This window comes from Saccharibacillus kuerlensis DSM 22868 (assembly GCF_000378145.1).
In the GTDB taxonomy this organism is placed as follows: Bacteria; Bacillota; Bacilli; order Paenibacillales; family Paenibacillaceae; genus Saccharibacillus; species Saccharibacillus kuerlensis.
Genome location: NZ_KB899278.1, coordinates 283,276 through 297,214, shown reverse-complemented (window position 1 = coordinate 297,214; position 13,939 = coordinate 283,276). Strand labels below are relative to the sequence as shown.

Annotated in this window: 9 protein-coding genes, 1 tRNA gene and 1 other annotated feature; of the genes, 7 read left to right on the top strand and 3 right to left on the bottom strand. The window is 51.3% G+C overall.

The features are described 5' to 3' along the window. Positions 1 to 21 precede the first annotated feature (21 nt). Positions 22 to 2,163, top strand: coding sequence for an HD domain-containing phosphohydrolase (locus tag F456_RS21720; RefSeq protein ID WP_018975758.1), 2,142 nt, complete (start codon positions 22 to 24; stop codon positions 2,161 to 2,163). A 189-nt stretch (positions 2,164 to 2,352) separates the two neighbouring features. Then, complete coding sequence (locus F456_RS0104215) at positions 2,353 to 4,380, top strand: methyl-accepting chemotaxis protein (RefSeq protein ID WP_018975757.1); 2,028 nt, start codon at positions 2,353 to 2,355, stop codon at positions 4,378 to 4,380. 178 nt (positions 4,381 to 4,558) lie between these two features. On the opposite strand, the gene F456_RS0104210 is transcribed toward F456_RS0104215, so the two are convergent. Both F456_RS0104210 and F456_RS0104205 read right to left on the bottom strand, forming a co-directional pair. Further along, positions 4,559 to 4,632 (bottom strand) — tRNA-Pro (locus F456_RS0104210). A gap of 174 nt (positions 4,633 to 4,806) precedes the next feature. Beyond that, positions 4,807 to 5,826, bottom strand: coding sequence for a glycoside hydrolase family 43 protein (locus tag F456_RS0104205; protein ID WP_018975756.1), 1,020 nt, complete (start codon positions 5,824 to 5,826; stop codon positions 4,807 to 4,809). A gap of 128 nt (positions 5,827 to 5,954) precedes the next feature. Between F456_RS0104205 and F456_RS0104200 the strand changes: the two genes are divergently transcribed. The 3 genes from F456_RS0104200 (at position 5,955) to F456_RS0104190 (ending at position 8,584) form a co-directional block, all read left to right on the top strand. Next, positions 5,955 to 6,734 carry a helix-turn-helix domain-containing protein gene (locus F456_RS0104200; protein ID WP_018975755.1) on the top strand — a complete coding sequence of 260 codons (780 nt, stop codon included), beginning with the start codon at positions 5,955 to 5,957 and terminating at the stop codon, positions 6,732 to 6,734. Positions 6,735 to 6,881: 147 nt separating this feature from the next. Further along, positions 6,882 to 7,868 carry an ABC transporter ATP-binding protein gene (locus tag F456_RS0104195; RefSeq protein ID WP_018975754.1) on the top strand — a complete coding sequence of 329 codons (987 nt, stop codon included), beginning with the start codon at positions 6,882 to 6,884 and terminating at the stop codon, positions 7,866 to 7,868. Further along, positions 7,865 to 8,584: a hypothetical protein gene (locus F456_RS0104190; protein ID WP_018975753.1), complete on the top strand. Its 720-nt coding sequence runs from the start codon at positions 7,865 to 7,867 to the stop codon at positions 8,582 to 8,584. Before F456_RS0104195 ends, F456_RS0104190 begins: the two co-directional genes overlap by 4 nt. Positions 8,585 to 8,677: 93 nt before the next feature. On the opposite strand, the gene F456_RS0104185 is transcribed toward F456_RS0104190, so the two are convergent. Further along, positions 8,678 to 9,754, bottom strand: a complete 1,077-nt coding sequence (locus tag F456_RS0104185) for a HEAT repeat domain-containing protein (RefSeq protein ID WP_018975752.1) — start codon at positions 9,752 to 9,754, stop codon at positions 8,678 to 8,680. 198 nt (positions 9,755 to 9,952) lie between these two features. After that, positions 9,953 to 10,203 (top strand) — a binding site (T-box leader). Positions 10,204 to 10,452: 249 nt separating this feature from the next. On the opposite strand from F456_RS0104185, the gene leuS reads away from it, so the two are divergent. Both leuS and F456_RS0104175 read left to right on the top strand, forming a co-directional pair. Beyond that, positions 10,453 to 12,909: a leucine--tRNA ligase gene (leuS, locus tag F456_RS0104180; RefSeq protein ID WP_018975751.1), complete on the top strand. Its 2,457-nt coding sequence runs from the start codon at positions 10,453 to 10,455 to the stop codon at positions 12,907 to 12,909. 237 nt (positions 12,910 to 13,146) lie between these two features. Continuing rightward, entirely contained in the window at positions 13,147 to 13,662 is a 516-nt protein-coding gene (locus F456_RS0104175) for a deoxycytidylate deaminase (protein WP_018975750.1), read from the top strand. Positions 13,663 to 13,939: the final 277 nt, after the last annotated feature.

Here is a 13,939-nt window from a genome sequence, read left to right as displayed (position 1 = left end):
CAGCGAAAGGAACGAATCAGCTTGAATACCTCATTGAATTTGGCACAGAACAATAAAAAAGCTTCGTATTCGTTCTTGACGCTGATCGGCCTTCTCTACGGAGCTCTTCTCGCAGTCGGGGGCGGACAAGTATCATGGACATATGTACTGCCCATCCTTCTGCTGACGCTGCTGCTGGATCTGTTTCCGGTCCGATTGATCAGCGGGGATGAACTGGGGGCCAGTCTGATCGGTTTCCTAGCACTGCTGATCGGTTTTGGTCTCTATACCGCATTGTTAGGTATCTTTATCAGTTCTCTGGCAAATGAAGCCCGGCAGTGCGGTTTTCGTACCCAAACTTATGATCCTGTTCGCTGGCTGCTTCGGATCGGTATCTATACGTTCAGCATCTGTGCTTCGACGCTTGCCCTAATCGGACTGGAAGCGGCTCTGCCGGGAGCTTCGCTGTACACGCAGGCAGCAGCCGCGGCGTTCGCGTTCAAAGCGGTAAAGCTTCCGCTTGATGGCGGTATTCGAAAAGTATTGTCGGGCAGAGCCGTGCTTCTCGGTATTCGTGGAAGATTGCGCGAATCAATCGTGCTGGTCATTCTGTGTATTGTGGTCATTCCGCACCTTTTGGACAGCCTGCTGCAGAAAGACACTTTTTACGAAGTCGGATATACAGGATTATTTTTGATCTTCATCGTTTATTTCTCCAATGTTTATGTCAGGGAAGTTGCAGGTTGGCAGCGTACGTTCGAACGATTCAGTCTGCTGTTCGAGTCACGATTGTCTCCGGATTTGGAAGGACACGGGATGCGCACAGGAATCATTGCCGATTATTTGCTGGATCGACTGGCTTACCCGCGTGAAAAAAAACGGGTACTGGTCCAGGTTGCGATTCAGCATGATATCGGCAAGTCGGCGCTTCCAGCATATCTGTTTAACAAACGCGGCGCATTGTCAATCTCCGAAGAAGACGAATATCGCTCTCATAGTGAAAAGGGAGCCGAAATCATTCGTACAATTACCGAAGATGCTCGCGCAGCACACTGGGTGCGTCATCATCACGAGCGATGGGACGGAAAAGGTTTCCCCGAAGGTTTCAAAGAGAAACAGATTCCTTACGAATCCCGTATTTTGTCTTTATCCAGCCGACTTGATCATCTGATTAGACAAAACAGCGACAATGAATCGGTATGCGTGTCCGTGCGCAAATTGTCTGGTCGCGAGGTTGATCCTTCGCTGGCCGCTTTGATTGATCTTCATGTCGTACAGGGACTTCGTGACCGAATCGGGCAGCATGGGTTTGTCTCCACAGCCGAACCGGTGCCGGAAAAGTCAAAAAACACAGCTGTACAGACTATGAGCTATGCCGAAAATCAAGGTTCTTACGTGGGAGCGAGCACGATGCTGAAGCTTGCGTCGGATGGTCTTCTGTACGGGCTGGAACAGTCGGAGCTTGAAGCTTCAATTGTCCGGCTGGCTCGGCGATCGGAAAATGAGCAGAATTCTTTTTACGAGCTGCTGCACTTCGAGGATCGGACGTACGAGGCTCACTTTTATCCGGAAAACGGGGAAGTTCGTATTGCGCTGACGGATATTACACCGGCTATCGCTTATCGGGAAAAGCTGCATGGAGAAACGATGAATTCTTATCGCGAAATTATGTCAGCGCTTTCGGAAGGGAAAGTTTCTCTTTGCCTGAAGGAAAATGAACTGCTGGATCGTCTCGGCGAGCGCCTTGACAGCTTGTCAATTATCGGCCGCTCGGATGTTGGGCGCAGTCGTGACTTGGCAGCCGGCTTTACGGCAAAGGATGATCCCAAGCGCATGATGCGGATTAAACTTGCGGTATCCGAGGCAGCGACCAATCTGCTCAAACATGCGACAGGCGGTGAGGTAACGGTATTCGCACACGAAAAGGCGCTGCAGGTTCTGGTTCGTGACGAAGGATCGGGTATTGCTCTGCATGATCTTCCCAAAACGTTTGTCGCTTCTGGATACAGCAGCAAACGCTCCCTTGGCCGCGGATTTGGTGTTATGTATGCTTCGGCGGACCGTGTTTTCTTATATACGAATCCGAATGGGACAAGGCTTCTGCTGGAATTCAAAGACGTACACGATCTGCGGAAATTTGGTGGAACGTCGGGAAGCGGAATTCTGGAAAGTGCAAAGGATTGATAAGTATAAAAGGCAGGCGAAAAGCCTGTCTTTTTAATCGTTTTCGTGAAAATGAACTTAAAGATGAGAGTTTTGACTATTAAATTTGCGCTTTTTTTGACCGATATAGGTATGCACTGGTTTACAGCGAGCAAAAGCTTACAGCTGACGGCAGCTGCTAATCTATCTATCAAGCAGGGGGACTGAACGGTGAAAAAGAATAAGAAAAGTGCAGGAGGCAGGCGGATTTCGCTTCGCGGAACATCGATCAGGTTTCGACTAATCGCGTCTTTTGCAGTACTGCTGATCATACCCAGCCTGCTGATTGGCTTCATCGCTTACGATGAAGCCGCAGACACGGTGGAGGATCAAATTGTACAAAAGGCAGACAGCAGCGTTCACCTGTTGAATACAGCGATCGATCAATTTGTCCAGGCCAAACAGCAGGAAGTTGAATTGTTGGCCGAGTCGGTCACGTTAGCTTCGGTCACTGCACAAGAAGGTCAAAATCTGGGGGTAAGCGCTCAAGTCTCGAATGAACTGGAATTGTACAAAGCCGTTCACCCTGAAGTTGAACTTGCTTATATCGGAACGGAAAGCGGATTATATCTCAACGCGCCTTCCGACATGTTGAACACAAGTGATTTTGATGCACGGACCCGTCCCTGGTATATGGAGGCGATGCAATCGGAAGGGAAAGTGATTGTAAGTCCAGCATACGTATCGAGCACTTCCGGCAATCTGGTCGTGACTTTCGCACGGGCTACGAGCGATGGACGCGGAGTTGCCGCAGTCGACGTGACATTAAACCAAGTAGAAGAGATGGCCGAAGGAGTCAAGATCGGAGAAAAAGGCTACGTCTACATTTTGGATCAAGACAAGAACTACATTTATCATCCGACAAGTGAAATTGGCAGCAAGGCTCCGGATGTTTACTACTATAACCGGGTATACACAGAGCCTGCAGGACAATTCCAATATGATTATGAAGGCGCAGATAAGCAGCTGGTGTTCACAACGAACGAAAGAACCGGCTGGAAAATCGCCGGCACGCTGTATACAGCAGAATTCGGAGAAGCCGCTTCGAGTATTCTTGTAACCACATTGATTGTTATCGGGATTGCTCTTCTGGGAGGAGCCGTCATTGCTTTCGTTATTATTCGTTCGATTTTAGTGCCAATGCGTGCATTGAATAAAACGACAGCTGTAATCGGAGCCGGAGATTTGACACAGAGAGTCGAGTATACAGGAAAAGACGAGCTGGGCCAGCTGGGAACAAGCTTTAACGCCATGGTAGATTCGCTTGGCGAAGTGATTACAAGGGTCACAGACACAACGAACCAAGTGGCCGCTTCATCGGAAGAGCTTGCGGCAAGTTCGGAACAGACGGCGCGTGCTACCGAACAAATTGCAGGGTATGCCCAGGATATGGCCGAAGGTGCGGATGCTCAGATCCAGCAGGCGAAAGTGTCGAATGATGCAGGCCAAAACATGGCTTCAGGGGTTCAAGACATTGTAACCAGTGCTCAAGCCGTTTATGCAACGGTGGCCGACACTTCTGCCAAATCGGAAGAAGGAGAGCGTTCGGTCATTACGGCGATCGATCAGATGAATTCGATCTCCGATACGGTAACTTCCTTGTCTCAGGTTGTACAGGGACTGGGCCACCGATCCAAAGAAATCGGAAATATCGTTGGAGTTATTCAGGAAATTTCCAGTCAGACCAATCTATTGGCTCTTAATGCCGCTATTGAAGCGGCGCGTGCAGGCGATCAGGGGCGCGGATTTGCAGTCGTGGCGGATGAAGTGCGGAAGCTTGCCGAACAGTCTTCACAGTCGACCAAGCAGATCGAAGGTCTGATTGCCGCTATTCAGCAGGATATCGGTGGAGTCGTCAAGTCTGTCGATTCGGCTACACGCGAAGTCGGCGACGGCATAGGGGTTATCACGCAAACGCAGACTATTTTCGAAGAAATCCGCGGCTCGGTTCTGCAGGTCAGTCAGCAGATTCAGGATGTGTTCGACCGTTCGCAGGCGATCTCGCAGGGCACCGAAACGATGCTGAGTGCGATTGACGGCATTTCCAGCGTTGCTGATGAAGCTTCCTCTGCGACTCAGACCATTGCAGCTGCTGCCGAGGAAACACTTGCAGCTATGCAGGAGATCACTTCGTCCTCCACATCGCTGAGTTCAATGGCGGAAGAACTGCAGCAGGCAGTTGGACGGTTTAAAGTTTAAGTTTTCAATTCCGAAGGGAAGGCTGCTTGCTTCAGCGGGAGTCTTCCCTTTGGCGTCTGCAGCAGTAAAGACGATAGCAGTAAGATAATACAGTAAAGACAATACAGTATACAAAAAAGCCGCATTCCCAAAAAGGGTGCGGCTTTTAGGTGTAACCATTTTCAAATCCAATATCCAATCGAGACGACAGGATTCGAACCTGCGGCCTCTTACTCCCGAAGCAAGCGCTCTACCAAGCTGAGCTACGTCTCGAAAAAGTGATTTCTTACAAAATGAGATTATACGCCCCAGCTAAATTGCTGTCAATATCCCTATTATAAGAAAAAACCGGGCTCGAAATGCGGGACCCGGCTCCATGAATTTCACGTATTTTTTCTGAAAAATATCGCTGTGAATCGGACCAAACTTATTCGCCGTTCAGTTCATTCAGTCCGTTTCATCCGATTTACCCGCAGACTTGACACTTTCATAATGCGTCTTGATTCGTTGATACTCCTCGTCCGTTATCCCGAGTATCGTTCCGTGTTTGAAGCCGTACGGAAAGCTGAAGCTTTCGTCGGATCGAATAAAGCGCCCGTCCGCCAACGTATCGGCGATAAACGGTACGTATCCCTGACCTTCGCCTTCTACACCATAAAAATCAAGCATTAAGCACCATTTGCCATTTTTCAACCGAAAAGCGGTAGGCGCTTCGTATACTCCCTGCTGCAGCTTGGCCATTTCCTCATCAAATACGGGAACCCTTGTATAATCTTCACCGGTGATCGAGGCCCCTTTTTCCAAAATGAGCGTTTCGGGATTGGCTTCGCTTTTGAGGAATCGATAGAAGAAGCCGTCTTCCTCGTAGATTGCGGAGTCGATAATCCCGCTGTCGGATTTTTGGCACAGCAGCTTCGGCTCCGTAAATGTCTGAAAATCCCGGGTGCGCGAATAATAGATGGCTTTTGGGCCGTAATTGTTGAAAGCGTGGGAGGATGACCAATGGACAACATAATCGCCTTCCTTAGGATCGCGGATGATATCTGGGGCCCATAGGCAGCCAAAGTTTTCATCGCCCAGTTCAACCAGCCGCTGAGCCGACCAGTTTATCAGATCTTCCGACTCCCAGAGCGACAAGCATTTGCTGCCGCCGGTTCCGATATTGGCCCAGTCGCCTTTATATTTGCCTTCGAAAGAATTCGCCAGGCTGAGGTCAGTAGCGAGAATATAAAACTTGCCTTCGTCTGTCCGGACAATGGTATGGTCGCGAACCCCTTTTTCTCCGAGTATGCTCTCCAGCACCGGCTGACCACCGTTTACCGTTTCCCAGTTAAAGCCGTCCCTGCTGAGCGCGAAGTAGACCTGCTCGCCGTCCGGCGTCTTTTTTTCTTTGAAATGTACAAAAAGATAAGCTTCCAATTTAAATTCAGCCCCTTCCAAGGAATCCACTTCCATCTTCAATTCCACTGACTTCAACTCTACTGAAAGATGGAAATTCACGTTCAAAGTATAGCCGTTTGCCGGAACGCGAAGCAATGAATTATAATGGCTAAAAACTGACGAATCGTGCTCGATCGGCAGCTGGGGGGATTGAGATGATTCGGCTGATTAACTGCGGATGCCGTTTTACACATCGAGAAGGAATCACGATCGAACGCCAGAACGGTGCGGGAAATTATGCTTTTGTGTTTTTTCGTTCAAGAGCGGAAGTGATGATAAACGGCCGTTCCGAGCAGGCGGAGTCCAACTCGTATATTCTGTTTTCTCCGGATATGCCGCATGCTTATCGGGACTTGGAGAGACCGTTTGTAAACGATTGGTTTCACTGCGAAGGAGAAGGGCTCGGCGAACTGCTCAAGCAGCTCGATTTTCCGATGAATCGTATAGTCGCGGCGGCCGATCCTTTTATTGTTCCCCGCCATGTGCTTGAGCTGCAGAACGCGGAACGGGAACAAGGTCCGCATCACGACCGTATTGTTGATCTGGAACTGCAAAGTTTGTTTACGAAACTGAGCAATGCTCTTGCGCGGGAGGCGGTATCGACAAGAGCGGAACGTTACGCGGAAGTTCTGTATCGACTGCGAGGGGAGTTGTATGGATCGCCGGATGTCAGGTTGCGAGTGGAAGAACTGGCTGCGCGGGCAAGCCTAAGCAAATCATATTTTCAGCATTTGTATAAGGAGCTCTTTGGATGTTCCGTCGTGACCGATATGATCCGTGGACGGATCGAATATGCGAAATACTTGCTGAGCAGTACAGGGCTGTCTGTCGGAGAGGTCGGCGGATTGTGCGGATATGAAAATGAGACGCACTTTATGCGGCAGTTCAAGCAGTTTGCGGGAATGACGCCACTCGGATATCGAAAAGGAAAATAATTGAAAGGAAAGTAATCGAAAAGAAAATAACCGATCCGATCCGGCCTGATTGTTCGCTGTATACTGAACTCCGATTATTTTAAAAACTTCTCAATTTTGAAAAACAACCTCTATTCCCTTAAGATGGGAAAGGAGGAGATGAGAAGGATGCTGAATATTAGACCATGGGCCGCATTCGCGGTGTCCGGTCCACCGAAACAGACGGTGATAGAAGCAAGTACATACACGAAAAAAAAAGAGATGTCCGATTGGCAGGCTGAGGGTGACAGTATAGGCTCCGCTTCTCCGCTGCTGACACTTGAAAATGTCGATCGGAGTTACGGATCTCGCCAAGTACTGGCTGACATTTCGCTGACGCTCCACCGGGGAGAAAGCATGATTCTTCGCGGCGGTAACGGTTCGGGCAAAAGTACGCTGCTCAAACTGACGGCAGGGATCATCCCGACGAGTAAGGGGCGTGTCGTTTGGGGAGAGCGCAATTTGAGGATCGGGTTTGCCCCGGATCGTCTGCCAAAGCTGCGTCTGACGTCGGAAGAATATCTGACCCACATGGGGAAGATCGCCGGTATGCCGAATGATGATTTGCATCTGCGGATTAAAGAGCTGCATACTCTGCTTGATCTGCCGGCAGGCAGCTCGTCGATGCTGATTCATTATTCGAAAGGGATGCTGCAGAAGGTCAATCTGATGCAGGCCTGCTTGTGCGAGCCTGATCTGCTGCTGCTCGACGAGCCGTTTTCCGGACTTGATACCGATTCTTCCGAGAAACTGCTGACGCTGCTGCACGGGCTTCGGGTGAAAGGGACCGCGGTCGTGACCGCTCTGCATGATCCGTTGGCATCTTGGGAAGCAGTGAGTAAGACCTACCGAATTCGGGAAGGCCGTCTTACTCTGGAGGAAGCGGCTGCAAATGGAGAAGCTTCGTCGGTGTCGGTTTTTTACGAGCTGGATGGCCTTCTGCCGGAAGAGACCAGGCAGCGGCTTGCCAACGCGTTTCCGAACACCGAATGGAGCGTGGCCGGCAATGCACTGCGCTGCAGGATCTCTGCAGACGTCTGCCGAGACTTCATGCATGAGTTTTGGGCGGCGGACGGTACCTTGCTGTCGCTGAAGCGGAAGGAGGGCGCTCGATGAAGGCGATGTTAGAGTACCTGCACCGCTGCTTCATACGTTCCTACCGTTTCGGAGCACCTACGGTGATTTTTGCTGCTATTTTGGCGTTGATCTACAGCTCGGGACCCAATCCGATCATGGAAAGCTATGCTTTTACCGCTTCAATGCTGTTCGTCGTCGCGGCAGCGATTGGCAGTCTGATGATCGATGTCGAGGCGGGCAATCAGGAGATGGCGACGATGATGCATGCCCGCAGTCTGGTCCGCTTAAGCGGAGCCAAGCTGCTGTATGCGTGGATCTTTGCTTCGGTATTGGGACTCCTCGCTGTGCTGTACCCGACGCTGCTTGGTCGATTCGAACGTTTCCCGATGCTTGAAGAACTATTGATGGGACTGCTGTATCACGTATCTCTTGCCGGTCTCGGTGTGTCGCTTGCCGGATGGTTCACGGTCAAACTGTTCGAGTCCCGGTTCTATGCGATGCTTGGACTCTTTACCTGGATCGCTTTGGCATTTGGAGCACGCGGGATCGGAGAAGCACTGCCAGGTGGATGGGAGTGGCTGACCCACATTTTGCCGCCGCTTCAGCTTGCGCTGCATGCCATGATATTCTACGGAGATATAGGGACAGGAGCCAAGTGGCTGCCGATCGGAGCGGCTCTTGGTTATGGCGTTTTATCGGCGGGGATTCTGCTTCGAGTGCTTCATCGAAGGAGACTCGACTATCCCGGAGAATAAAAAAGAGAGCGGACCTCGGGTCCGCTCTCTTTTGTTGTTATGTTGGTACATCGAAATCAAAAAGATCTGTCCGGAAGGGATCAGTCTTTTCTCTTATCCCTGCAGCTTCTTCGCCCGTTCTTCATCCTCGGCTGCGATCTCGCGGCGCCATTCGTCGAGTTCTGGCAGGAATCGGCTCATCATGACACAGCAGGAGTAAATGGATTCCTTCAGCTCTACGTAGTCTTTGTCATAGCCGATCTTCACCAGTTCCTGCACAACCGGCAGCGCCTGCTCCGAGCCAAGACGGCAGAGACCGTCGGCGAGCTTCGCAATGCGGGTGAAATGATCTTCTTTTTCGAGCAGAGCGATCAGCGCTTCTTCGGCGGAAGGCAGCAGGATGCGCGATAAGATATCGACGATACTCAGCAGCAGGAAGCCCTCTTTTTCCTCGGCGTACATCTGCACCAGCTTTTCGACAACTTCCTCACTGCCTACACGCACGAGCGCGTCTGCAGCCTGTTCGGCAACAAGATCGTTGTCAGACTTAAGCGCGTCGTAGAATAGAGGAAGCGCGTACGAAATCTTCAGCTTGCCGGCCGCCTGGATCAGATATACCGTGCTTACGGATTCCGGATCTTTCGTATACTGCTCCTGCAGCTCGTCTATCGTCTCACGCGGCTGCAGCATTTCACGTTCGATCAGTTCGCTCAATAGCAGATCCAGCTTATCGTAATCGATGTCTCCGTAATCCAGCCCGCTGTTTTTTTGCGTTTCTTCATTAAAAAGTTGGCGTACCGATTGGTCATCCAGTTCCGAAATGCGTACGCGTTCAGCCGCCTCGTCGTACCAATCCTCGTCAAGTGCCCGAATTTGCTCCAGCACCGGTTTCAGCAGTTCCGGACTGCTGCCCAGCAGCATGCGGGACAGGAAGATTCGGGCATTGCCGCTCACCATATTGGCTTTGAGCAGGTGAAGCATCGCTTGAACGGTAATTTTAGTCTGAGGAAAAGAAGCAGCACGGTGCAGATAAATATCTTCTTTTTTCGGTGCAGCCACAAGCTTCTCCAGCACCAGAGCGGAGATATCCTGCGGGTACTTATACGTCTCAGCCAAGAACCGGATCGCCGCGTTGCTGACGAGCGGATCGGCATGTGTGATAAAAGGTTTGACCTGTTCAGGGGTAAACATAGGGAATTCCTCCTTGTGAATAAAAAGGGCTTACGCCCTGTCCGGCTTCCGCCGCAGCAGGCAAAAAATATTCGGACATCCTCCGCGGCAGGGAGCGCCTATCAGTATACCACAGCTCAAGGCCGCAAGGCGCCGAGTCATTGACTTTTCGCTTTTGTTTTCTATATAATAGGGGCATTGCAAGCGCAACTAAAGATTTGCTCGTCGATGATGAGGATTAGTAGGCAGGCGGACGTTTTCAAGAGAGCCGGCGGTTGGTGGAAGCCGGTAGCGGACCCTGTACGAACTCGCCTCGGAGATATGCGGACAGACGGCGGCCCCGGATCACGGCAGGCACGCGTTCAGCCGCATCGGCTCATCCCCGATATCGGATGTTTGAGTGAGCGGCAGAATCATTTTGTCCGCTAATCAGGGTGGTACCACGGGAAGCAATGCCTCTCGTCCCTGGCGTTAATGACGCCGGGGGCGAGGGGCTTTTTGATTTCAGCTCCGCTTTTAGGCCGTGTATGCAGACTCCGAAGGGAGCAGATTTGACTGAATTTTCGATCTATACAAGGAACTTTTCCGAAGGCGTGCCGGGGCACGTCGAGGGGGAGTGACGCTGTAGAGGACGAAAAGGCAGGTAAAGATGCACTTCAGTGAGTTTGCGTACACGGCCTGGTACAGAGGGAGATCCAGCAGCGAAGGGACAGATGACGATGAGTGAAAGAAACGAGCAGGGAGCCGAAATTCAAGGCTACCGCGCCCAGGTAATCGAGCCGAAATGGCAGAAGAAGTGGGATGAAGAGAAAACGTTCAAAACGGATGACATCGACCACAGCAAGCCGAAGTTTTATGCAATGGATATGTTCCCGTATCCATCCGGCGCAGGACTTCATGTCGGCCACCCGGAAGGTATGACGGCGACCGATATCGTTTCCCGTTATAAGCGGATGAAGGGTTACAACGTGCTGCATCCGATGGGTTGGGACGCGTTCGGTCTGCCGGCGGAACAGTATGCGATCGACAAGGGCGGCCATCCGCGTGAGTTCACGATCGAGAATATTAACAACTTCCGTCGTCAAATCAAGTCACTCGGCTTCTCATACGATTGGGACCGTGAGATCAGTACGACCGATCCGGAATATTTCAAATGGACACAGTGGATTTTCCTGCAGCTGTACAAGCGGGATCTGGCTTATGTGGCCGAAATTCCGGTTAACTGGTGTCCGGCGCTTGGTACGGTACTGGCGAATGAAGAAGTGATCGACGGCAAGAGCGAGCGCGGCGGGCATCCGGTTATTCGCAAACCGATGCGCCAATGGATGCTGAGAATTACCGCTTACGCCGATCGTCTGCTGGAAGATCTGGAAGAGCTGGATTGGCCGGAAAGTCTGAAAGATATGCAGCGCAACTGGATCGGCAAATCGAAGGGTGCGGAAGTGACTTTCCAGGTCGAAGGCACAAACGAGTCGATTGCCGTGTTCACGACCCGTCCGGATACGCTGTACGGCGCAACGTACTGTGTGCTGGCGCCGGAACATCCGCTGGTGGATATCATTACGACCGAGCATGAGAAAGAAGCGGTCAAGGCCTATCAGGAAAAAGCATCGCATAAGAGCGACTTGGAACGTACCGACCTCAACAAAGACAAGAGCGGTGTGTTCACGGGCGCTTACGCAGTCAATCCCGTCAACGGAGCGAAGCTGCCGATCTGGATCGCGGATTATGTGTTGGCAGCTTACGGTACCGGTGCAATTATGGCTGTTCCGGGTCATGATACGCGCGACTGGGAATTTGCCAAGAAGTTCGGCATCCAGATCATCGAAGTCGTTAAAGGCGGCGATATCGAAAAAGAAGCGTATACGGGCGAAGGCGAACACGTTAACTCCGGCTTCCTGGATGGATTGAACAAAGAAGACGCCATTGCACGCATGATTGAATGGCTTGAAGAAAGTGGTAAAGGCGAAGGCAAAACGACCTATCGTTTGCGCGACTGGCTGTTCAGCCGTCAGCGTTATTGGGGCGAGCCGATTCCGATTCTGCATCTGGAGGACGGCAGCATGAAGGCCGTTCCGGAAGACAGCCTGCCTCTGCTGCTGCCGGAGATGGACGAGATCAAGCCATCAGGTACGGGAGAGTCGCCGCTGGCAAACGCGACGGATTGGGTCAATGTGATCGATCCGGAGACAGGTATGAAAGCTCGCCGCGAGACTAATACGATGCCGCAGTGGGCAGGCAGCTGCTGGTACTACCTGCGCTATATCGATCCGAAAAACGATCAAGAGCTATGCAGTAAAGAAAAATTGGAGTACTGGATGCCGGTTGACCTCTATATCGGCGGCGCGGAGCATGCAGTGCTTCACCTGCTGTATGCTCGCTTCTGGCATAAAGTCCTGTATGATATTGGCGTCGTAAATACAAAAGAACCTTTCCAAAAGCTCGTGAACCAAGGGATGATCCTCGGTCCGAATAACGAGAAAATGAGTAAATCGCGCGGCAACGTTATTAATCCGGACGAGATTGTGAACGAATTCGGGGCAGACACGCTGCGTATTTACGAAATGTTTATGGGGCCGCTTGAAGCGACCAAGCCTTGGAACACGAACGGCGTAGAAGGTTCGCACCGCTTCCTGTCCCGCGTTTACCGAATGTTTGTTGAAGATAACGGCGCACTGAGCGCAAAAATCTCGGATACGGCGGCCGGTACGGATGAATTTAAGCGCACATGGCACAAGACAATCAAGAAAGTGACGGAAGACATGGAAGCTCTTCGCTTCAACACGGCGATCAGCCAACTGATGATCTTTACGAACGATGCCTACAAGCAGGAAGTGCTGCCGCGTCAGGCGATGGAAGACTTCATTCAACTGCTGTCGCCGCTTGCGCCGCACATCGCGGAAGAGCTGTGGGAGAAAATGGGCCGCAGTGACAGCCTGACTTACGCGGCATGGCCGCAGTTCGACGAAGCATGGACGACGGAATCAGAAGTCGAAATCGTCGTACAGGTCAACGGTAAGATTGTTCAGCGGACCAACGTTCAAAAGGACTGGGACGCTAAGGCACTCGAAGATCACGCGATGAGTCTGGAAAATGTGCAGAACGCACTGGGAGGAAAAACAATCCGTAAAGTGATCGCTGTCCCGGGCAAACTGGTGAACATCGTCGCAAACTAGTGCGTTAATCACATCGGATTTGGACAGAATCCTTGTTCAAAAGATGTACACAGCGGGAGATGCGGCGAACTTTGTCCGTCTCCCGTTTGGTGTGTGAAAATGTTGAACGTCAAGTATGAAGTCGATTATTAGTGTATACGCCGTAAACGCTGCATATATTTGCGATAGAATAAGAGGGCGGTGGTCTCCGCTTCATTCGGGCAGGCCGGCTGACAGATGAAAAACGGGGGGATCTCAATGGGAAGCAGTCCGCGCAAGGATTGGGATACGTATTTTATGGATATCGCCTTTATGGTGTCGACGCGTTCACAGTGTCCGAGACGTCAGGTCGGCGCTGTGCTCGTGCAGGGCAAGAAGCTGCTCGGTACAGCGTATAACGGCGCGCCGATGGGTGTGCCGGACTGCTCGGAAGCAGGCTGCATGATCGCCGAAGAATACGAGTTGGTTCACAGCGGCGGCGAAGAGAAGGTTGTTAAAAAGCAAAGATGCGTACGCACAATCCATGCAGAGCAAAATCTGCTGCTGTTTACCGACCGTGCCGATCGCGAAGGCTCGACGGTATATGTTACTGACGAGCCGTGCTGGACCTGTGCCAACATGCTGGCTAACAGCGGCATTACGGAAGTAGTCTACTGCCGGGCCTACCCAAAAGACAGCGGCAAAGTGCATGGGATGATGGAGCAAAAAGGGATTGTATTCCGTCGCATGGAACATTATCAGCCGCCTACTCCGGTTTCAATGCCGATATCTTAAAATCGATTTTTGACAGATAAGATACAGCTCTAAAGCTGCGTCTCTAAAACGTTGAATCTGATGAATACAGCTGAGGATGAGAAGTTTCAGCGGGCAGAAGGTTCAGGTGAAAATTTTGAAGGTTTAAATGAAAATTTTGGATGAGAGCCCTAAGGCACAGCTGCGCAGAAAAAGCTTGGTCGTTGACTTGAAGCCGCTCTTTTTCTATAATAAATGCAGTTGAATGGGTTCCATATTATTGCAGTGTTCTGCCGAATAGGCAGCGGATCATCTCCGT